Source organism: Nocardia sp. Marseille-Q1738 (assembly GCF_965283145.1).
This window is the reverse complement of the sequence record NZ_CBDIMS010000010.1, coordinates 66,284-87,929: the sequence shown is the minus strand read 5'-3', so window position 1 is coordinate 87,929 and position 21,646 is coordinate 66,284. Positions and strand designations below refer to the sequence as shown.

19 protein-coding genes are annotated in these 21,646 nt (G+C 68.9%); 13 read left to right on the top strand and 6 right to left on the bottom strand.

The annotated features are described in order from the left end of the window. Positions 1 to 93: 93 nt before the first annotated feature. A complete protein-coding gene (locus tag ACWPXK_RS28415; RefSeq protein WP_454199240.1) occupies positions 94 to 1,068 on the bottom strand; it encodes an aldo/keto reductase in 975 nt (324 codons plus the stop codon). A 358-nt stretch (positions 1,069 to 1,426) separates the two neighbouring features. Between ACWPXK_RS28415 and ACWPXK_RS28410 the strand changes: the two genes are divergently transcribed. From ACWPXK_RS28410 to ACWPXK_RS28380, 7 genes are all read left to right on the top strand, one after another. Next, entirely contained in the window at positions 1,427 to 2,356 is a 930-nt protein-coding gene (locus ACWPXK_RS28410; RefSeq protein ID WP_454199239.1) for an undecaprenyl-diphosphate phosphatase, read from the top strand. 16 nt (positions 2,357 to 2,372) lie between these two features. Further along, positions 2,373 to 3,131: a histidine phosphatase family protein gene (locus tag ACWPXK_RS28405; protein ID WP_454199238.1), complete on the top strand. Its 759-nt coding sequence runs from the start codon at positions 2,373 to 2,375 to the stop codon at positions 3,129 to 3,131. 73 nt (positions 3,132 to 3,204) lie between these two features. Next, on the top strand, positions 3,205 to 3,789 hold the full coding sequence (locus ACWPXK_RS28400; RefSeq protein WP_195131737.1) for a DUF3090 domain-containing protein: 585 nt from the start codon (positions 3,205 to 3,207) through the stop codon (positions 3,787 to 3,789). 4 nt (positions 3,790 to 3,793) lie between these two features. Further along, positions 3,794 to 4,603, top strand: a complete 810-nt coding sequence (locus tag ACWPXK_RS28395; RefSeq protein WP_454199237.1) for an SCO1664 family protein — start codon at positions 3,794 to 3,796, stop codon at positions 4,601 to 4,603. 96 nt (positions 4,604 to 4,699) lie between these two features. Next, the gene (locus ACWPXK_RS28390; RefSeq protein WP_454199236.1) at positions 4,700 to 5,119 is read left to right on the top strand and encodes a hypothetical protein; all 420 of its coding nucleotides are present in this window, start codon (positions 4,700 to 4,702) and stop codon (positions 5,117 to 5,119) included. A gap of 136 nt (positions 5,120 to 5,255) precedes the next feature. Then, the gene (gene mshC / locus ACWPXK_RS28385) at positions 5,256 to 6,494 is read left to right on the top strand and encodes a cysteine--1-D-myo-inosityl 2-amino-2-deoxy-alpha-D-glucopyranoside ligase (RefSeq protein ID WP_454199235.1); all 1,239 of its coding nucleotides are present in this window, start codon (positions 5,256 to 5,258) and stop codon (positions 6,492 to 6,494) included. A gap of 71 nt (positions 6,495 to 6,565) precedes the next feature. Continuing rightward, a complete protein-coding gene (locus tag ACWPXK_RS28380; protein WP_454199234.1) occupies positions 6,566 to 7,645 on the top strand; it encodes an MBL fold metallo-hydrolase in 1,080 nt (359 codons plus the stop codon). Positions 7,646 to 7,679: 34 nt separating this feature from the next. Here ACWPXK_RS28380 and fadD11 read toward each other — a convergent pair whose 3' ends face one another. From fadD11 to ACWPXK_RS28365, 3 genes are all read right to left on the bottom strand, one after another. After that, positions 7,680 to 9,491, bottom strand: coding sequence for a fatty acid--CoA ligase FadD11 (fadD11, locus tag ACWPXK_RS28375; RefSeq protein ID WP_454199233.1), 1,812 nt, complete (start codon positions 9,489 to 9,491; stop codon positions 7,680 to 7,682). Positions 9,492 to 9,681: 190 nt separating this feature from the next. Next, positions 9,682 to 10,332 carry an enoyl-CoA hydratase-related protein gene (locus ACWPXK_RS28370; RefSeq protein WP_454199232.1) on the bottom strand — a complete coding sequence of 217 codons (651 nt, stop codon included), beginning with the start codon at positions 10,330 to 10,332 and terminating at the stop codon, positions 9,682 to 9,684. Between the two features lie 40 nt (positions 10,333 to 10,372). Next, positions 10,373 to 10,972, bottom strand: a complete 600-nt coding sequence (locus ACWPXK_RS28365) for a TetR family transcriptional regulator (protein WP_454199231.1) — start codon at positions 10,970 to 10,972, stop codon at positions 10,373 to 10,375. Between the two features lie 215 nt (positions 10,973 to 11,187). On the opposite strand from ACWPXK_RS28365, the gene ACWPXK_RS28360 reads away from it, so the two are divergent. After that, positions 11,188 to 11,736 carry a TetR/AcrR family transcriptional regulator gene (locus ACWPXK_RS28360; RefSeq protein WP_454199230.1) on the top strand — a complete coding sequence of 183 codons (549 nt, stop codon included), beginning with the start codon at positions 11,188 to 11,190 and terminating at the stop codon, positions 11,734 to 11,736. A gap of 10 nt (positions 11,737 to 11,746) precedes the next feature. Here ACWPXK_RS28360 and ACWPXK_RS28355 read toward each other — a convergent pair whose 3' ends face one another. Continuing rightward, complete coding sequence (locus ACWPXK_RS28355; RefSeq protein ID WP_454199229.1) at positions 11,747 to 13,603, bottom strand: Na+/H+ antiporter; 1,857 nt, start codon at positions 13,601 to 13,603, stop codon at positions 11,747 to 11,749. A gap of 127 nt (positions 13,604 to 13,730) precedes the next feature. Between ACWPXK_RS28355 and ACWPXK_RS28350 the strand changes: the two genes are divergently transcribed. The 5 genes from ACWPXK_RS28350 (at position 13,731) to ACWPXK_RS28330 (ending at position 19,199) form a co-directional block, all read left to right on the top strand. Then, positions 13,731 to 14,633, top strand: coding sequence for an alpha/beta fold hydrolase (locus ACWPXK_RS28350; RefSeq protein WP_454199228.1), 903 nt, complete (start codon positions 13,731 to 13,733; stop codon positions 14,631 to 14,633). 144 nt (positions 14,634 to 14,777) lie between these two features. Next, positions 14,778 to 15,320, top strand: a complete 543-nt coding sequence (locus ACWPXK_RS28345; protein WP_454199227.1) for a TetR/AcrR family transcriptional regulator — start codon at positions 14,778 to 14,780, stop codon at positions 15,318 to 15,320. Between the two features lie 175 nt (positions 15,321 to 15,495). Further along, a complete protein-coding gene (locus tag ACWPXK_RS28340; protein ID WP_454199226.1) occupies positions 15,496 to 16,467 on the top strand; it encodes an enoyl-CoA hydratase/isomerase family protein in 972 nt (323 codons plus the stop codon). Then, the gene (locus tag ACWPXK_RS28335; RefSeq protein ID WP_454199225.1) at positions 16,464 to 18,713 is read left to right on the top strand and encodes a molybdopterin-dependent oxidoreductase; all 2,250 of its coding nucleotides are present in this window, start codon (positions 16,464 to 16,466) and stop codon (positions 18,711 to 18,713) included. Before ACWPXK_RS28340 ends, ACWPXK_RS28335 begins: the two co-directional genes overlap by 4 nt. Before the next feature lie 99 nt (positions 18,714 to 18,812). After that, positions 18,813 to 19,199, top strand: coding sequence for a hypothetical protein (locus ACWPXK_RS28330; protein ID WP_454199224.1), 387 nt, complete (start codon positions 18,813 to 18,815; stop codon positions 19,197 to 19,199). A 17-nt stretch (positions 19,200 to 19,216) separates the two neighbouring features. On the opposite strand, the gene ACWPXK_RS28325 is transcribed toward ACWPXK_RS28330, so the two are convergent. Further along, entirely contained in the window at positions 19,217 to 21,430 is a 2,214-nt protein-coding gene (locus ACWPXK_RS28325) for a molybdopterin oxidoreductase family protein (RefSeq protein ID WP_454199223.1), read from the bottom strand. Between the last annotated feature and the right edge of the window lie 216 nt (positions 21,431 to 21,646).

Sequence of the window (21,646 nt, the reverse complement as noted above, 5' to 3'; positions counted from 1 at the left end):
CGCCGCGACGGCACTCGGCTCCGGCATGCGCGACGCGCGCTGTGTCGATGATTCGCTCGCTGCGCTCCCTCATGCAGGCAAGGCTAATCTCTGTCACTCCGCGCGTGCACTCACGTCATCCAAGGCGGCCGCGATCGCGCGCGGCAGTTCCAGGGTTTCCGCGGCCAGCACGCCGGTGAGCTGCCCGATGTCGCGTGCGCCGACGATCATGCTCGCGATACCGGGCCGCTCCCGGATCCAGGCCAGCGCGACGGCCAGCGGCGAAGTGGCCAGTCCGTCGGCGGCGGTCACCAGCGCCTCGACTACCCGGGTCGCGCGGTCGTCGAGCCGGTGCCGGATCTCGGCGGCGGTCGCCTCGTCCGCGCCGCGCGAATCGGCGGGCACCCCGTCGCGATACTTGCCGGTGAGGATGCCACCCGCCAGCGGCGCGGTAGCGATCAACCCGACCCCGTGATGCTGGGCCGCCGGAATGAAATCGGTTTCGGTATCCCGGGCCAGCAGCGAGTACGGGGTCTGCGCGACGGTGATGGGCGCGACCGCGGCGATGCTGGCGACCTGCCAGGCGTTGAAACCACGCACCCCGGCGTAGCGGACGCGCCCGGAGCGGACCGCGAAGTCGAGGGTGGCGGCGACCTCGTCGAGTGGAGTCGCCGGATCCCAGGCGGCGACATGCCAGATATCGAGGTAGTCGGTGCCCAGTTCGAGCAGTGTCCGATCGAGTTGGCGCAGCAGCGCGCGGCGCGAGGTGTCCACCGCCGGGCGCACCGGTTCCGGTGCGGGTACCGAAGCTCCCCCGGGTGCGGGCATGGTCCGCGGCACGACACCCGCGCAGCCGCTGAGCACCAGATCGTCGCGGGACACCAGATCGCCGAGCAGTTCGGCCAGGATCCGTTGTGCCGCACCGCCGGCATAAGCGGGGGAGGTGTCGACCAGCGTGCCGCCCGCCTCGGCGAACGCCACCAACTGCACTGCCGCCTCTTCGGTGTCGGTATGCGCACCCCAGGTGTGGGTCGCCAGTCCTATCCGCGACACCCGTAGGCCGCTGCGGCCTACCGTCCGCTGTTCCATCACCGTGTCCGCGCAATCGTCACGGCGCCAAGCCTAGAGTGTGGATACGCAACTCGACGGCCACCAGCACAGTGGGTCGCACTTCGGTGAGCGGGGAAACCGAACAAGGAGCGCTGTCGGACATAGTCGTCCGCATAACGCGCACGGCCGGAGCGCAGGCGGAGGTACGCCACTCGTTGCCGAACATGCGCGGCGGCGGCAGTGCAACAGCCGGGCAGGCAGCCGCGACCTCGACACTGTACTGTCGCTGCGTGATTGCGGCGGTGGTCACAGTGACGCGACCGACCGCCGGACCATTGCCCAGGTGGGAAGACGTATTTCGGGCGGAAGTGGAGGCTGGTTCGTGGTAGGAGAGTCGATGACCTGGGTGCAGGCCTTGGTGCTGGGCCTGGTGCAGGGGCTCACGGAGTTTCTGCCGATCTCCTCCTCGGCGCATCTGCGCATCGTGTCCTCGGTCTTCTTCGGCGACGACGCGGGCGCCTCGTTCACCGCGGTCACCCAACTGGGCACCGAGGCCGCGGTGCTGGTGTTCTTCGCCAAGGACATCTGGCGGATCGTGTTGGCCTGGTTCGCCGGTCTGCGCGAGCGGATGACCGCACGCGGCAGCCAGGAACTCCCACTGCACGATCAGCCCACCACGAAACTTCCGGTCCTCACCGCCGAGCGCGAGCGCGTTCTCGACGAGCAGACCCAGCGCGACCTCGACTACCGCATCGGCTGGTATGTGATCATCGCCACCATCCCGATCGGCGTGCTGGGATTCCTGCTCAAAGACCAGATCCGCACCGGGGCACGCAATTTGTGGCTGGTGTCGTTCATGCTGATCGCGTTCGCCCTGGTCATCGCCGCCGGTGAGCACTTCGGACGCAAGGAGCGGTCCATCGAGCAGCTCACCACCCGCGACGGTCTCGCGATGGGTTTCGCGCAATCCCTCGCGCTGATCCCCGGTGTCTCGCGCTCGGGCGCGACCTCAACAGCCGGTCTGTTCCTCGGGCTGGAGCGCGAAGCAGCCGTACGGTTTTCGTTCCTGCTCGCCATTCCCGCCGTGGCCGCTTCGGGCCTGTTCAGCCTGCCGGACGCGTTCGCGCCCGCCGGTGAGGGGCTCAATGCCAGCGGGCCGCAACTGTTGGCGGCCACGGTGCTGGCGTTCGTCGTCGGCTACGCGTCGGTGGCGTGGCTGCTGCGTTTCGTGGCGCGGCATTCGCTGTACTGGTTCGTCGGCTACCGCATCGTGCTCGGCCTGGTCATCATGGGTCTGCTGGCGGGAGGCGTGGTCTCGGCGACATGATCGCTAGGCTGGCCGCATGACGGTGATCCTGTTGCGGCACGGTGTGTCGACGTCGAACACCGCCCGCACCCTGGCCGGTCGCAGCACCGGCGTCGGGCTCACCGAGCGCGGTGACGAGCAGGCGAGGGCCGTGGCCGAACGACTGGCCGGGCTGCCGATCGAACGCATCGTGCACTCCCCGCTGCTGCGCTGCCAGCGGACGGTGGCGCCGCTGGCGGAAAAGTTCGGGCTGGAGCCGGTATTCGATGACCGGCTCATCGAAGTCGATTACGGCGAGTGGACCGGCCGCCCGATCGCCGAACTGCTGGCCGAACCGCTGTGGAAAGTCGTGCAGCGACATGCCTCCGGCGCGGTGTTTCCCGGCGGGGAGGGGCTGGCCCAAGTGCAGTCCCGCGCGGTGGCCGCGATCCGCGACCACGACCGCGCGCTGGCCCGGCAACACGGCCACGACGCACTGTGGGTGGCGTGCACGCACGGCGACGTGATCAAGGCGGTGCTCGCCGACGCCCTCGGCATCCACCTCGACGGCTTCCAGCGGATCATGGTCGAACCCGCCTCGATCAGCGTCGTCCGCTACACCCCGACCGCACCGTACGTGTGGCGGATGAACGACACCGGCGCCGATCTGTCCGCCCTCGCCGCCACCGGTGGGCAACCCGGCGACGCGGCCTCGGCGGCGCCGAGGACCGCGACCTCCGGTCCTGTCCCCGGTGGCGAGCTCGGTGGCGCCGGAAGTGCGGATAATGGGAATGCGGAGCGCCGAGATTCCTCGTAGACGACCGGACGGTCGTTGTATGGAATCCCCGCGCCGCGGGTAGTCGATCAGGGTCACGTATCAGGAGGTGCATGTGTCACGCGCAATCCATGTATTCCGCACCCCCGATCGTTTCGTCGCCGGGACCGTCGGTGAGCCGGGCGATCGCGCGTTCTATCTGCAGGCCGTGCAGGAACCGCGCGTGGTCAGCGTGCTGCTGGAGAAGCAGCAGGTGAAGGTGCTCGCCGACCGGATGGGCCTGCTCCTGGACGAGGTCGCGCGCCGCTTCGGCGCGGAGGTGCCGCCGCAGGCCGAGGACGTCACCGACAACGCGCCGCTGGTCACCCCGATCGACGCCGAGTTCCGCGTCGGCACCATGGGCCTGGGCTGGGACGCCGACGCGGGCGCGGTGGTGGTGGAACTGCTGGCCATCACCGAAACCGAGGTCGACGAGTCGGTGGTGCTCGACGACACCGAGGAAGGACCCGACGCGGTGCGGGTGTTCCTCACCCCGATCCAGGCCCGCGAATTCGCGTTGCGCTCCACCCGGGTGATCGCGGCGGGACGTCCGCCATGCCCGCTGTGCGGCGAGCCGCTGTCGGCTCGCGGGCACATGTGCGTGCGAACCAACGGCTACAAGCGCGGCGACATCTTCGGCGCGGCCGAACTAGAGGAGTGATTCCGTGGCCGAGGCCGGGGGCCGATTCCACAGCGGCGAGCTGACGGTGATCGGGCGGGTGAACACCGCCAGCAACGTGACCCTGGTCTGCGATGTGCTCGACGGCGACAGCGACCAGCCGCCGCTGCGGGTGGTCTACAAACCGATCCGCGGCGAACGGCCGCTGTGGGACTTCCCCGACGGCACCCTGGCCGGACGCGAAGTGGCGTCATATCTGATCTCCGAGGCGATCGGCTGGGGCGTGATCCCCGAAACCATCCTGCGCGACGGCCCTTTCGGGCCCGGCATGGTGCAACGCTGGGTCGACGGCGTGGACAACCACACCGACCGCGGCAACCGGCTGGACCTGATCGACCTGTGCCCCGCGGGCGCGGTACCCGACGGATTCCGTGAGGTGCTGCGCGCACTGGACCAGGACGGCAACGAGATATCGCTGATCCACGCCGACGACCCCCGGTTGCAGCGCATGGCGGTACTGGACGTGCTGCTGAACAACGCCGACCGCAAGGGCGGGCACGCGCTGGAAGGCGTCGACGGTCAGGTGTACGGCGTCGACCACGGCATCTGCCTGCACACCGAGCACAAACTGCGCACCGTGCTGTGGGGCTGGGCCGGCCAACCCATCAGCGACGACCTGATCGCGGACATCACCGCATTCGCCAAACAATTGCCGGGCGCGTTCGCCGAGGCGCTGAGCGAACACATCACCGACAGCGAGATCGACGCGCTCGCCGAACGCGCCCACCAGGTGATCGACAACCCGGTGATGCCGCTCCCGCGCACCACACGCCCCATCCCGTGGCCCGCCTTCTGAACCGCGACGCCTCCGCCACCGCGGCCGATGCCGTGCCGGACGGATTCCTGGCACAGTTGAAGCTCGAACGCTCGGCGCGATGACGAGGAGGACCCGATGACCCACTCGACCGGAGACCGTGCGGCACCGACCGTACAGATCAGCATCGGGGCGCCGACCTACACGCTCGCGTTGCACTACGTGCATCTCTACGACAAGAAGCCCTACCCCGACACCGACCTGCACCTCTACGACAACGGCGTCTACTGGCTGAGCTCGGCGGGGGAAGACCACTTCGGCGTCTACGTCCTCACCGAGGGCTCGGTGGACTCCGGGCGATTCACCATGCGCTTCATCTCGTTGCCTTCCCCGGACTGGGGCGATACCGTCGCCTATCACGAACTCGAGTTCGACGTGGCGCGAGGCGAATTCACCCAAATCGCCCTCGCCGACACCGATCCCGATATTCCCGACCTGGACGGGACGTTCGCGATCAGCCGCAACACGATCACCGATCCCACCCGCCGCGACAGGTGATTCAGCCGAACCCAAAACCTTGACATCCCACGATTTGCTGAAAGACGCAGGTCGCGACGGGTCTGCGGACCGGCCGGGGCGGGGGCGCTGCCAGGGCGGGGCGGATGATCTCCGCCACACCTCTACCCTCATAAGCATGCAGTCCTGGTCCGACACCGCCGTCCCCGCCGTCCCTGGAGCAGGACCGCCGTTGCGGTTGTACGACACCGCCGACCGGCAAGTGCGGCCGGTCACTCCCGGCGCCACCGCCACCATGTACGTCTGCGGGATCACCCCCTACGACGCCACCCACCTCGGGCACGCCGCGACCTATTTGACCTTCGACCTGGTCAACCGGCTGTGGCGAGACGCAGGCCACGACGTGCACTATGTGCAGAACGTCACCGACGTCGACGACCCGCTGTTCGAACGCGCCGAACGCGACGGGGTGGACTGGCGGGAGCTCGGCGCCGCGGAGACCGACCTGTTCCGCGAGGACATGTCCGCACTGCGGATCGTGCCGCCGCGCGAGTACGTGGGCGCGATCGAATCGGTCGACGAGGTCGTGGAATTCGTGCAGAAACTGCTGGCCTCCGGCGCCGCCTACGTCGTCGACGACCCCGAATACCCGGACATCTACTTCCGGGCCGACGCCACCGAGCAGTTCGGTTACGAATCCGGCTACGACCGCCCCACCATGGAGCGGCTGTTCGCCGAGCGCGGCGGTGACCCGGACCGTCCGGGCAAACGAGACACCATCGACGCGCTGCTGTGGCGCGCGGCCCGCCCCGGCGAGCCGTCCTGGCCCGCCCCGTTCGGCGCGGGCAGGCCCGGCTGGCACATCGAGTGTTCGGCGATCGCGGTCAACCGCATCGGCCCGGAATTCGACATCCAGGGCGGCGGCAGCGACCTGATCTACCCGCACCACGAATACTCCGCCGCGCACGCCGAGTCGCTGATCGCGGGCCGTCGCTTCGCCCGCCACTACGTGCACGCCGGTCTGATCGGGCTGGACGGGGAGAAGATGTCGAAGTCCCGGGGCAACCTGGTGCTGGTGTCGGTGCTGCGCCGCGACGGCGTCGACCCGGCCGCTATCCGCCTCGCGCTGCTGGCCGGCCACTACCGCCAGGACCGGATGTGGACCGGCACGCTGCTCGAGCACGCGCAGCACCGCCTGCGGCTGTGGCGCGAAGCCACCGCGCTCACGGCGGGCCCGCCGGCCACCGACACCCTCGCGCGGCTGCGTCAGCATCTGGCCGACGACCTGGACACCCCCAAAGCGCTCGACGCGGTGGACAACTGGGCCCGGCAGGCCATCGACTACGGCGGCCGGGACAGCGAAGCACCCGCCCTGATCACCGCCGGCGTCGACGCGCTGCTGGGCATCCGCCTGTAAAGCACCTGCGCGGCCACAATTTCCCGGCCGACCACTTGCCCGCACTCGGGAGTCCGTGATGGGCTACCGGCGTGTGCAAGATTCCTGGACTGGGCCTGTTCGGGCACGGCGGCAAACTGGCGACGCTCGCGGCCGGTCAGTTGCAGCCCGCGGCCGGGCCGACCGATCCGCGCACGATCGCGGCACGTATCCGCTTCTTCGGCGCCGACAGCATCGACGGCGAATCGGGCGCGCCGCGGGCGGATCGGGTGGTGCTGTCCTGGATCGGATGCACCACCTACGCCGTGGCCATCGGGGGTTCGGTATTCCTGCTCGACGCGTGGGTGCCGCGGCTGACCAGCACCGGGTATGTTCCGGCGACGCCGCAGGATCTGGTGGATCTGGCGCCCGCGGCGATCTTCATCGGCCACGGGCACTTCGACCACGCCGGTGACGCCGCCCGCATCGCGCAGGCCAGCGGCGCCACCGTGCACGGCACCGCCGAACACTGCGCGACCATCGCCGCGCAGGTCACCGAGCCGGCGTTCGCGACCGCCGTGCACGGCGACGCGGACACACCGATCGGCACCCGCGACGACTTCACCGTCGGCGCGGTGGAGGTGACCGTCGTCCGCCATTTGCACTCCGCGCGCACCCCGCCGGACCCGATCGACGGATCACCGCGCTTCTTTCCCCGCCCGCAACCCGGGATCGTGCTCGCGCATCCGCCGACCCTCAGCGGCGTACTGCAGGGAGTTCCGCGCCTGCGTGACCCGGAGGGCGGGGTGCTGCTGTATCAGTTCCGGGTGCCGGGCTGCACGCTGGTCTGGCACGACTCCACGGGTCCGCTCACCGAGCGCGCCCCGCACGTGCTCGACGTCCTCGCCGCACTGCCCGCCACCGACGTGCAGATCGGCGCGGTGCAGGGCTACAACCAGATCAGCAACGGCCTGCGCGATCCGCGCACCTACATCCAGGCGCTCACCCCGGCGCTGTTTGTGCCGAGCCATCATGACAACTGGCTACCCGGCCTCACCGCGAGCGCCGCGACCTACGACGCACCGTTGCGCGCCGAACTGGCCCGGATTCCCGCCGCGCGCCGACCCGACCTGCGGACGCTGCACGATCCGTCCGACTACGTACGGCCCCAGCGGCTCACTTTCACGCTGTGAGCGCAGCGTCCGCGGTGCCGTCCACACGGATTCGCTACAACCGCGCCTGCTGGCCGTCCGGTTCGTGCACGGTCTCGGCCGGCTCGTCGGCGTAGAGCACCGCGATCTGCTCGGCGTACTTGGCCGCGATCGGCTTGCGCCGCAACTTCATCGTCAAGGTCACCTCGTCACCACCGGGCTCCCAGAACGTCGGCAGCACGGTGAACCGCTTGATCTGCTCGACCCGCGACAGCTTGGCGTTGCCCGCGGCAACACCGCGCGCGATCTCGGCGACCACACCGGCATCAGCTGCCAGCGCCGCGGCGGACGCGTCCGGCAGACCATGCTCGGCGGCATACAGCGCAGCGGTTTCGGCATCGATGACGATCAGCGCCGTGTTGTACGGGCGGGCCTCGCCGATCACGGCGATCGCGCCGACCAACGGGGTCGCGGCTTTGATCGCGTTCTCGATGTTGGCCGGAGACATGTTCTTTCCGGCCGAGTTGATGATCAGCTCTTTCTTGCGGTCGACCACCCACAGGTAGCCGTCGTCGTCGACGGACAAGATGTCGCCGGTGTGCAGCCAGCCGTCGGAATCCAGCGCCTCGGCGGTCTTCTGCGGCTCCTTCCGATAGCCCTTCATCACCAACGGCCCGCGCACCAGGAATTCACCGTCTTCGGCGATGCGCCACTGCATTCCGGGCAGCATCCGGCCGACCGAACCCAACCGCGCCTCCTGCGGTGAACAGGCACTCGCCACGCAGGTGAGCTCGGACATGCCCCAGATCTCCGAGATCGGGATGCCGATCCCGAAGAAGAACCCGAGCGTCTGCGGCGGAATCGGCGCGGCACCCGACATCGCCCACTTCAGCTGGTCCAGACCGAGTTTCGCGCGCAATCCGGACAGCACCCGCTCGTCGGCCTTCGCCCATTCGGCGGCCAGCGGCGCGTCGATCGGTTCCCCGCGCAGCTGCGCGTCGGCCTTGCGCGCCGCCACATCCAGCGCCCACTCCAGCGCGCCGCGGGTGGCGTCGTCGGGTTCGCCGGCCACGGAGAACTCGATGGCCGCCTTCAGCTTCTCCCACACCCGCGGCACCGCGCCCCAGATCGTGGGGTGCACGTCGGCCAGCGCGGCGGGCAGCAGCGACCGGTCGGGCACCACGGTGATCTGCGTGCCGTACACCTGCTGCAAATACAGCGAACAGAACCGGTCGGCTATGTGCGCCGACGGCAGATAGGAGGTCTGCCGGTCGCCGAACTCCACCGGCAGCACCGCATGGAACGCGCGCGCTTCGGCCAGCAGATTGGCATGGGTGATCTCGACACCCTTCGGATTCCCGGTGGTGCCGGAGGTATAGACGAGGGTGAGCACGTCCTCGGGACGCACGGCTCGCCAGGTGGCTTCGAAGTCGAAATCCGGGCGGCTCATGGCCTTCAGCTCGTCCAGGCTCAGCGTGCCGTCGGGGGTGCCGTCGATGCAGACGATGGTTTCGATCGGCGCGCCCGAGCGGCGGATGCGCTCGACATACTGCTGTTCACACACCACCACCTGGTTGCCCGCGTTGCCGAACACGTAGTTCAGCTGCTCGGGCGAGAGGGTGTTGTACACCGAGAACGAGGTCGCGCCGGTGTGCTGCGCGCCGACCTCGATCGGATAGAACTCCACCCGGTTGCCCATCATCAGCGCCACGGTGTCGCCGCGGCCGACGCCGAGGGCGGCCAGACCGCCCGCGACCGCGCGGACCTGCTCGGCGTACTCCCGCCAGGTCAGCGTCCGATCGCCGCCGATGGACCGGACGGCCACCGCGTCCGGATCGATCGCCGCGCTGTGTTGGAAAGCGGCACAAGACGTGTTCGGTTCGGTCATCGCCCACCTCGTTCAGTGACATCCAGCTTCCCAGACAGTAAGCGTCCGACCGCGACGAGTGGCGCGTTTCGACTGTTTTCGAGGCAGCGGCACTTTCCGCCCGCATCCACCGAACCAGCTCTCCCGCAACGGATTCGGCGTAGCGAGCAGGCGCCCGCCGACCGAGGCGTCACCGCTGGACTCCGGCCGTCTAGACGGTCAATGCCGCGACAGCTCTGGCGTACATGGTGTTCTTGATCGCGCCGAGGGTGCCGGGGTCCTTTCCGCCCAGCGGAGCCAGCAGGGCCAACGCGGTCTCGGTGACGGCGCCTTCGGCGGCGGTGGCGTCGACGATGTCGGCGGCCGCGGCGTCGACGCCACCGAAGCGGCGCCCGGTGGTCATCGAGGCCACCGCGGTCTTCGGAGTGAGCTTGGCTTGGATGAGTGCGGCCATGCCAGGAGTGAAGGGGATGCGGATGTCGACCTCGGGGAAGCAGAAATAGCCGCGGTCGGCGCGCATGACGCGGTAGTCGTGAGCGATGGCGAGCATGGCGCCCGCGCCGAACGCGTGGCCGGGCAGCGCCGCCGCGGTGGGCACCGGCAACGTGAGGATCCGCGCGAACAGCGCCTGCACCTGCCCGACGTACCACTCGGCGCGATCGGCGTTCGCGCCCAACCACTCCAGATCCAGTCCGTTGGAGTAGAACTTGCCGCCCGCGGTGGTGACCAGACCCTCGGCGCCGTCGGCGAGCGCGGTGTCCAGGTGGGCGCCCACTTGTTCCAGAAAGGCGGGGGAGAAACGGTTTTCGTCGCCACCCAGATCCAGGACGGCGATCTTGTCGTGGTAGTCGAGTGTAGGCACGGTGAATCCTTCGGTAGGGGGATAGGGGACAGGGGGATCGTCAGGGTGGCGGACCGACCGCGAGGACGGCACGCACGGCACTGCGGAGATATTCCCGCGCACGGGGATCGGCGAGCCGCTCGCGGCGCAGCAGTACGGCGGTGGGCAGGTCGACCAGGCACAGGGTGATCACGTCGACGGCGCGGCGGTCACCGCGCTGCCACAGGTGTCGCGACAGCCGGATCATCAGCTCGACCAGCATTCCGTCGGTCGCGGCGAGTTCGGCGGCGACGCCCTCGGGCAGCGCGCCCAGCAACTCCTCACGCCGCACGGCGAGCAGCAGCCGCGAGGAATCCGGATACCGCTCGGCGAACACCGCGGGCGCCTCGGCGGCCGCGACCACGGCTTCGACCTGGTCACTGCTGGCGAGTGCTGTCTCGACCAGCGCGGTTTGCAGGTCGAGGAATCGGCGCGCGGCGCGTAACCAGGTGCGGCCGAGCAGTTCCGCGCGCGATCCAAAGGTGTGGTAGATCGCGCCGTTGGATACGCCGGTGGCGGCCGCGACCGCGCGCGTGGTGACCGCCGCGGGGCCGCAGCGAACGGCCAGTGATTCCGTGGCGTCCAGCACGGTGTCGGGGTCGTGCGTCCGGGGCCGAGGCATGACGCCACTATAACAGAGCGTTTGCTCTGTTATTTTCCGTCGGCCCCGCCGGCCAGATAGCCCAGTGCCACTAGGTATTTCGGCTGGTAACAGGTACCAAGGGGTACCCAGGGATACGCCGCGGTACTTCGCCCGGCGCCGTCCGGCGGACGCTACGATGGGGTACTGTTCGGTCCCTCACCCCCCCTGCCCGAACGAAGAGAACGGCGCCGCGAATGTCACGTGTGGTCACCAAGGAGCAGTACTTCGCCACCGGCTTGGAGGTGCTCGCCGAATTCGGCTTCAAGGGCCTGAACATCGGCGTGCTGTGTCGGCGGCTCGGCGTCACCAGCGGGTCGTTCTACCACCACTTCGGCAGCTGGCAGGGATTCGTCGACGCCTTACTCGACCACTGGGAGAACCGCCAGGTGCGCATCCTGGGGACGATGCCGTTCAACCAGGGCAACCCCGATGACGACATCCGCGCCATGTCCGACCTCGCCGCCGGACTGCACCACGCCGCCGAAGCCGCGATCCGCGCCTGGGCCGCCAACGACGAATCGGTCAACCTCGCCCTCAAACGCGTCGACGAATCCCGCAGGCGCACCGTGCACAAAGCGGTCAAAGGCGTCGTCGGTGACGACGACACCGCCGCCGTGGTCACCTCACTGGGCATGGCGATGCTCGTCGGCTACCAGCAGATCGCCGCGGGCGGCGAGGACCTCTCACTGGACGGGCTGCTGGCCGAATACGCGCGCCTGATCTACTCCCACGCCCGCCGCTGAACCCCGCGGGCTACCCGAGCAGCTCGTCGACATAACACCACCGCCACGCCTCACCCGGCTCCACGCTGCGCATCACCGGGTGCCCGCTGTCGGCGTAGTGCCTGCTCGCGTGGTTGCCCGGCGAGGAATCGCAGCAGGCGACGTGCCCGCATGACAAGCACATGCGCAGATGTACCCAGTTCAGCCCTTCCTCGCGGCACTCGGCGCATTCGTCGGGCCCAGCGTTGGTCCGCACCAAAGGCGCGGAACGCAAATGTAGGCAGGTGTCGTCGGTCGGTGGCGCCGCCAGCGGTTCGACACGCTCTTCCTCGGTCTCGTCGTAGCGGTCGATCATGGACTCTTCCAAGTCCAACCGCGCCAGCACGTATTGCAGGATCTCATGATCCACCGTGCCCGAATCCCGTACCCGCAACACGGTTTCGCGTTCGGCGCGCAACATTTCCAACCGCAGCCGCCGGTACTCGGCGGTAGGCGTGACCAGTTCCGATTCCGCCCGCCCGAGCCGCTCCCAAGCGGCGTTGGTCTTCCACGTGACGCGATCACGCAACATCTCCACCACGCCAGGCGGCGTATCGGGCGTGACTCGCGCCTCGAGCACGGCCAGACCCGCCGCGGTCGCCTGCTGCATCAGATTGGCTTTCTGCAACGCGTCCTCCGCGCGGCTGGGCCCGCGCAACCGCAGCCACCGCACCAGCCACGGCAGCGACGTACCTTGCAGCAACAGCGTCCCCGCCACCACCACCAGCGCCAGCAGCTTCAGCACCGGCAACTGCGGAGTGTCCTGCGGCAACAACAACACCGCCGCCAACGTCACCACACCGCGCATGCCCGCCCACGACACCACGACCAAATGACTCGGCGGCACCGCGCCACCCATCCCGAGACTGCGGGACAGCAGCGACGAACCGAACACCCACACCGGCCGTGCCAGCACCGTCGCCGCCAGCACCGCCAGCGCCGCGAGCACCAGGGTGCGATGATCGAGCCCGCTGCGCCAAGCCCCCTCCAGGATCGCGCGCACCTGCAACCCGATCAGGACGAACACCGCGCTCTCCAGAATGAACTGGATGGTCCGCCAATTGGTGCGCTCGGCGATCCGCGACGCCGCGCTCTGCCACACCGGCGCGTTGTGCCCGAGAATCATGCCGCAGGTGACCACCGCGATCACGCCAGAAGCGTGGATGCCCTCGGCAGGCAGATACGCCACGAACGGCGCGAGATACGACAACGTCGTATCCAGCACCGGATCGGTGATGCGCCGCCGCAGCATCGCCAGCAGGTAGGCCACGACGATCCCGACCGCCGCGCCGCCACCGGCCGCGAGCACGAAATCCGCACCCGCCTCCCAGATCGACACCACCCCCGCCATCGCCGCCAACGCGGTCCGCAACGCCACCAGCGCGGTGGCGTCGTTGAACAGCGACTCGTCTTCCAGGATCGTGACGATCCGCCGCGGCATCCCGATCCGGCGCGCCACCGTCGTCGCGGCCACCGCGTCCGGCGGAGCCACCACCGCCCCCAGCGCGACAGCGACCGCGAACGGCACCGGCAGCAGCCACCACACCACCACCGCCACGACGAACGTCGTGAACAACACCAGCCCCACCGACAACAACGCGATCGTGCGCACATCGGCCCGGAAATCCACCAGCGACGTGCGAATCGCTGCGGTATACAGCAAAGGAGGCAGGAAACCGAGCAGAATGATCTCCGGCTCCAGGTGGATCTCCGGCACGAACGGCAGATACGAGGCCGCCACCCCGGCCAGCGTCAGAACCAGCGGCTCGGATACCCCGAACCGCCGCGCCAGCGCCGCCAACGCGGCCGCCGACGCAACGAGAACAACCAAGCCGATCGCGACGTCCACAGTGGAATTCTCGCAGAGCGCACGATCGGCAAACGGCCCGCGCGGTACATGACACGTGCGCGGTCGACGGAATTACTGTGCCCGGGCGCTCACACGCGCCATGCTTGTCGGCGACGAGGAGGTAGACATGGAGGAGTTCGCGGCCTGGCGGGCGAACGGACGACGTCTCACACATCGCGGCCACCAGATCTTCTGGCGCGACGGCGGCGGCGGCACGGACGGGACGCTGGTGTGCATCCACGGATTCCCCACCGCGTCCTGGGACTGGCACCGCATCTGGCCCAGCCTGTGCGAACGCTTCGCGCGGGTCATCGCCGTGGACATGATCGGCTTCGGATGGTCGGCGAAACCACGCCACTACGACTACCGCATCGCCGACCAAGCCGACATCCACGAGAACCTGCTGCGCGACCAGGGCATCCAGCGATTCCACGTGCTCGCCCACGACTACGGCGACACCGTCGCCCAGGAACTGCTCGCCCGCGACGCCGAACGCCGCGTGGCCGGTGACGAGTCGCTGGTGCTGGAATCGGTGTGCCTGCTCAACGGCGGCCTGTTCCCCGAAACCCACCGCGCGCGGCTGGTCCAGCGGCTGCTGGCCAGTCCGTTCGGACCGCTGGTCGGGGTGCTCGGCACCGAGAGCACCTTCCACCGCAGCCTGTCCGCGGTATTCGGCCCCGACACCGAACCCACCGACGCCGAACTCCACCAGTTCTGGCTGCTGTGGTGCAGCAAGCACGGCAAACGTAACGGTCACAAGCTGATCCGCTACATGGCCGAGCGCCGCAAGCACCGGCAGCGCTGGGTGGGCGCCCTGCAGCAGGCCCAGGTGCCGATCCGGCTCATCGACGGACTGGCCGACCCGGTCTCCGGCGGTCACATGGTGCGCCGCTACCGCCAACTGATCACCGACCCCGACGTGGTGGAACTGCCACGCATCGGCCACTACCCGCAACTGGAAGCACCCGAGCAGACCCTCGCGGCCCTCCTGGAATTCCACGGCAACCGGGTGAACAAGCCCACCTCCTGAACCTGAACACGGCGGGAAAGGTCGTCGCGGTCGAGACCGCGACGACCTTTATGGCAGACGCCATAGTATGGCGGTATGGCAGCCACACGCCGACCCCGCAGCGACAGTTCCCCGCGCCCCCGGCCGGGGGACGCTCGGCGGCGGATGATCGACGGCGCAATCGACTCACTGCGCGTACACGGCGCCAGCGCCACCAGCGTGGACCGGGTACTCGCGGCCACCGGCGCGCCACGCGGCTCGGTGTACCACCACTTTCCCGGCGGACGCACCGAACTGATCACCGAGGCGGTCAGCACCGCGGGGGAGCTGATGTCGGCATTCATCGAGCGCCTCACCCGCGACAACGACCCCGCCACCGCCCTGGACCGATTCGCGGCGATGTGGCGGCGCACCCTGCTCGACAGCAACTTCCGCGCGGGCTGCCCCATCTTCGCCGTCGCCGTCGAAACCAACGACGACGCACCGGAATTCGCCAGTCTCGCCGGGGAGATCTTCCAGCGCTGGCACCACGCGCTCACCGAGATGCTCCAGCGCCACGACGTGCCCGCCGACCGCGCGTTCCGCCTGGCCACCCTGACCGTTGCCGCGTTCGAGGGCGCTATCGCACTGTGCCGGGTCCGCCGCGACATCACCCCCCTCGACGACGCGGTGCGCGAACTGCGCGAACTGGTATCCGCCGCCCACTGACCGGCGCGAACCGCGGCATCTGCTCGCAGTCCCGCGACGCGCGCCGCCCATCTCTTGACACACCCATTATGGTGTATGCCATAGTCGGTACCCGGGCAGCGCACCCCTCGAAACACCTTCACCCGGGCACACTCTCGCGTTCCGACCGCTGACACGCGCACCGAAGGAGCCGCCGATGTCCGCCGCCGACCTGCACCTGGAGACCATCGAACTCGAACGAGACGGGCGGGTACTCACCGCGCGCGTCGTGGCACCACCGTGGAACTTCGTCACCCCGGCCGTCGTCCGCGACCTCGACACTCTCACCGCCGCGGTCGACACCGACGACACCGTCGGCGCGGTCGTGCTCACCGGCGGACTACCCGGCCGCTTCCTCACCCACGCCGATCCCGCCGCCCTCAGCGGCATGATCGACCTGCCGCACCCGTTCATCCCCGCCCGCGCCGCGGCACCGTTCCTGCGCGCCACCACAGCCGCGCTGCGCCTGCCCGGCGCGGCGGCACTGGTCGAACGCCGCGGCGGCGGACTCGGCGCGGGACTGGTCTGGGGCTACCGCTGGAAACGCACCACTCTGCGGATGAACCGCTCCGGCGTCGCCTACCTCGCCGCCATCAACGGACCCGCGCTCGGCGGCGGCCACGAGATCGCCCTGGCCTGCGACCTGCGCTACGCCGCCGACGCCGACCACGTCCGCCTCGGCCAAATCGAGACACTGGCCAACCTCATCCCCGGCGGCGGAGCCACCCAGCGCCTGACCCGCCTGTTCGGCGCCGCCAAAGCCATCGAAATCACCCTCGAAGGAGCGCCCCTCACCGCGCAGGAAGCCCTGCGCCTCGGGCTGGTGCACCGTGTGGTCGCCGCTGAGGAACTCCTCGCCCAAACCCAGGCGACCGCGGCCCGCCTGGCCGCCCGCAACCCCGTCGTCATCGCCGAACTCAAACGCGCCGTCTACTTCGGCACCGACAAGTCACTGTCCCGCGGCCTGGACAGCGAACAGGCCGGATTCGTCTCCGTCGGCACCACCGCCGCGGCCGCCCGCACCACCAAAGCCTTCTTCGAGGACCTCGACCGCCTCGCCGACACCCCATTCCTCGCCGACCCGAAACCATGGCTGGACGGCACCCGCGTAGACCAGGTGAGCAAATGACCCCATCCACCACACCGCCGGCCGCCGAAACGTGGCACAAGACCGCCTGCATCCTCTGCGAGAACAACTGCGGACTACTCATCCAGCTCGACGAGCGCCGCTTCGCCAAGATCCGCGGCGACAAAGACCACGTCGCCTCCGCCGGCTACACCTGCAACAAAGCACTGCGACTGGACCACTACCAGAACGGCGGAACCAGGCTCACCACCCCACTGCGCCGCGAACCCGACGGCAGCTTCACCGAAATCGACTGGGACACCGCGATTTCCGAAGTCGCCGCACGACTGACCGAGGTCCAGAACAGCTACGGCGGCGACAAGATCTTCTACTACGGCGGCGGGGGACAAGGCAACCACCTCGGCGGCGCCTACAGCACCGCCCTGCGCCGCGCCCTCGGCAGCCGCTACCGCTCCAGCGCCCTGGCCCAGGAGAAAACCGGCGAAGGCTGGGTCGACGCCCACCTCACCGGCGGACACACCACCGGCGACTTCGAACACGCCGAAGTCTCGATCTTCCTCGGCAAGAACCCCTGGCAATCACACGGCGTCCCACGCGCCCGCACCGTCCTGCAACAGATCGCCAAAGACCCCGCCCGCACCATGATCGTCATCGACCCGGTCCGCACCGAAACCGCCGACCTCGCCGACATCCACCTCCAGGTGCGCCCCGGCACCGACGCCTGGTGCCTGGCCGCGCTGCTCGCCGTCCTCGTCGAAGACGACCTCGTCGACCGCACCTTTCTCACCGAACACACCACCGGATCCGACACCGTCCTCACCGACCTCGCACACGTCGACGTCGCCGCCTACGCCGAAATCTGCGGCGTCCCCGAGCACCTGCTGCGCAGCACCGCCCACCGCATCGGCACCGCCGCCGGCGTCGCCACCTACGAAGACCTCGGCGTCCAGCAGAGCCCCAACAGCACCCTCATCTCCTACCTGAACAAACTGCTGTGGCTGCTCACCGGCAACTTCGCCAAACCCGGCGGCATGCAACCCCATTCGTGGATGGCGCCACTGGCCGGATACAGCCGCCAGGTCAAGCGCAGCCCGGTCACCGGCGCACCCCTTTTCGGCGGCATGCTGCCGTGCAACAGCATCGCCGAAGAGATCCGCACAGACCACCCCGACCGGTTCCGCGCCATGATCATCGAGTCCGCCAACCCGGCCCACTCGCTGGCCGACTCGGCCGCCTTCCGCGACGCACTGGACGCACTCGACCTGGTCGTCGTCATCGACGTCGCACTCACCGAAACCGCCCGGCACGCCGACTACGTCCTGCCCGCGGCCAGCCAATTCGAGAAATGGGAAGCCACCTTCTTCAACCTCGAATTCCCGCACAACACCTTCCACCTACGCGCCCCCGTCCTCGACCCACTGCCCGGCACCCTGCCCGAACCGGAGATCTACGCCCGGCTGCTGCGCGAACTCCGCGCCGTCGGCCGCGGCAAACTCCGGCTGCTGCGCGCCGCGGCGAAGCTCGGACGACGCCCCTACGCCTGGACCTTCGCCGCACTACTGGCCATCGACAAGTCCCTCGGCGGCCTGGCCCCCTACGTGCTGTACGAAACCCTCGGCCCCACCCTCCCCGACGGCGCCCGCTCCGCCGCCGTGCTGTGGGCGCTGGCCCAACGCGTCGCCAAGGTCTACCCGGCGGCAATGCGCCGCGCCGGACACCGCGACGCCGACGCCTTGTTCGACGCCATCCTCACCAGCCGATCCGGAGTCACCTTCACCATCGACGACTACACCGACGCCTGGGACTACCTGCCACACCCCGACAAACGCATCCCCCTGGCCATCCCCGAACTCCTGCACACGCTGCGCGAACTCGCCGCCACACCCGCTACCCACACCAGCGCGGAATTCCCGTTCGTCCTCGCCGCGGGGGAGCGGCGCTCCTTCACCGCCAACACCATCTTCCGCGACAACACCTGGCGCCGCCGCGACCCCGAAGGCGCACTGCGCCTCAACCCCGACGACGCCACCCGCCTCGGCCTCACCACCGGCGACCGCGCCCGCATCACCACCCGCCGCGGCAGCGCCGTCGCCGCCGTCGAAATCACCGACCGCATGCAACCCGGCCACGCCTCCCTACCCAACGGACTCGGCCTCGACATCCCCGCTGGCGACCGCACCCAGCGCGTCGGCGTCGCCGCCAACGAACTCACCGACCTCACCTGGCGCGACGCCATCGCGGGCACCCCCTGGCACAAACACGTCCCCGCCCGCATCGAACCCGCCTGACCGCCTGTGCGACCGTTTCCCCGGCGGTAAGACGCGTGCGCCGCCAGCGTGATCAGCATTCGCCGAGCCCGACACCGTGACCGGCCCTACAGTCAACGCATGGCATTCCAGCTCGAACTGCAACCCGCTCCACCGTTGCGGTTGGCCCCGGAGTGCCTGGTGCACACCGGAACCGCGCGTCTGTTCGTCACCGGAATGCTCGTCCAGACCTCTGGCGCGCCACCCGAACCATTCGGCTTCTTCCTCCCCGACGCCGCCGCCCTATCCGACGAGGCACTCGAACCACGCGTCTGGGCCGAAGCATTCCTGATGACCGCGGTCGCCACGTCGGCCTCCGGCGTGTTCCCGTTCGGCGTGGCACACGCCGAAGCGAGCTACCTGCCCGATCCACGCGGCGGCACACACCGCTGGCTGCATCTCGGCGGAGCCGCCCACATCGGCAGGGAACTACGCCTCGGCTACCGGATCACGGTCCAGACGCGCTGACACCGCAGCAGGTCACGTCAGGCGTTCGGCGCGGGCTCCGGCTCGCTCACCCGATCGCGATCAGCCGACTCGACCGGCGCGCGCGTCACCGCCACCCACGTGTTGTTCACCGCCGCGGCCCCCGAGAACGTGTCCGTCAACGCCGGATCGTGCAACAAGTTCACATTCGCTCCCGGCAGCGACGCAGCCACCGTCCAGCCGACACCCGGCTCCTGATGGCCCCACCCATGCGGAATCGCCACCGTGCCCACCCGGATATCGTCACTGACCTCCAACGGCACCACGATCGACCCGGTTCGCGAACGCACCGTCACCCGCTCGCCGTCGCCCAATCCGCGAGCGGCCGCGTCCTGCGGATGCATCAGCGCCGTACACCGATCCCGCCCCTTCACCATCGCAGGCACATTGTGCAGCCACGAATTATTGCTGCGCAGATGGCGGCGACCGATCAACTTCAAATCGAAGCCCTCCGCCGGTGTGGTCAGCGCCTTCCCGTCCCGCGCATCCGCCAGCAGCCCACGCGCGGCAACCACGAAATCCTCCGGCGCCAAACACACCTTTCGATCCTTCGTCCCGATCAACGACCGCAGCCGAGGCCGCAGCGGCCCCAGATCGATCCCCCCAGCCGCCGCACGCGCCTTACCGACCGTCAACCCCTGACGACCACGCCGCAACACCCCATACGGGCCCGTCGCCACCCCGGCCGCGGCCACCCGCACCGGACTGATCCGATCGAACACCCCATTCAGCACCCGGCCGGTGAACCGGCGCGCGGGCAACGGCACCATCTCGGTGATCAACCGCGCCATGATCTGCCAATCCTCCAACCCGTCCGCGGGCGGCTCGAACACCCGCGCGTCGAAACGCAGGTTGTTCCGCACACTGAACAGCGGGAACAGGATGTTGACGTCCTCGCGCTCCAACGGCGAAATCGGCGGCAAGATGATGTCGGCGTGCCGCGTCGTCTCCGTGACGTACATGTCCACCGCCACATAGAAATCCAGCGAATCCAGCGCCGCACCCAACTGACCGCGCTGCGGCGTCGACAACACCGGATTGCCCGCATACGTGATCATCGCCCGGATACGCCCCGGGCCCTCGGTCAGGATCTCCTGCGCCAACGCCGCCACCGGCAACTCCGAACGGAACGACTTGTACGTCCCGGACCGATCCGTCCACGCCCCGTACCCCATCGGCAGATACTTCGCATACCGCGCCGCGTCGACCGGCGGCGTCGCGAACATCTGCCCACCCGGCCGATCAAGATTCCCCGTCACCGCGTTGATCGCGTTCACCAACCAATGCGTCAGCGTGCCCGTCACCTGCTGACACACCCCGATCCGCGCGTACAGCACCGCCGACGGCGCCGCCGCATGCTCCCTGGCCAGCTCGCGAATCGTCTCCGCATCCACACCCGCGTGCGGCGCCATCCGCTCCGGATCCGCCTCGGCCACCAGCGCACGTAACTGCTCCCACCCCGTGCTCGCCGCGCGAATCGTCTTCTCGTCACACAGCTTCTCGACGACCAGCACATGCAACATCGCCAGCAGCAGATACACATCACCACCCGGGCACACCGCGACGTGCTGATCGGCCAACCGCGCCGTCTCGGTCCGCCGCGGGTCGATCACCACCACCTTCCCGCCGCGCCGGCGCACCTCACGAATCCGCTGCTTCGCATTCGGCATGGTGGTGATCGACCCATTGGAGACCGCGGGATTCGCCCCCAGAATCACCAGCCGATCGGTCCGATCGATATCGGTCACCGGCATCAGCACATTCGAGCCGAACATCCGCCAGGCCACGAACTCCTGCGGGAACTGATCGATCGACGACGCCGAGAAGAAGTTCCTCGTCAACAACACCGCACGCAGCATCACCGCATACAGCACCGACGAGCTGTGCGCCGCCGGATTGCCCAGATACATGCCGATCGCGCTGTTCCCATGCGCACGGCGCACCTCCCGCAGCCGCCGCCCGATCTCCCGGAACGCCTCGTCCCAACCGATCGGCTCGAACGAGGAACCCACCCGCCGCACCGGAGTACGCAGCCGATCCGGGTCGTGATGCACCCCGCCCATCGCCGTCGCCTTCGGGCAGATGTACCCGTTCGACAGCACGTCCTCCGGATTACCCTCGATCCGCGTCACCCGGTCACCCTCGACCGTGACCAGGATTCCGCAGTGCGCCTCACACAACGTGCACTGCCGGGCAATGGTGCCAGCACTCATGGATTTCACCTTCTGCCGGGTCGCTCCCCACAGGCTAACCGTGGGCCGCCACTCCCGTACAGCGCTCTATGGTCCGGAAATCCGCCGCAACACGTGCTGAGCACCAGCGGCGAACACATCGGGCAGCAGAGCAGACAGCACCGCATTTCCCGGACGCACCGGAAATCGTCCGCATCCAGCGGCGAATTGATTGCTCGCCAAAGGGGCAGGGGAGCG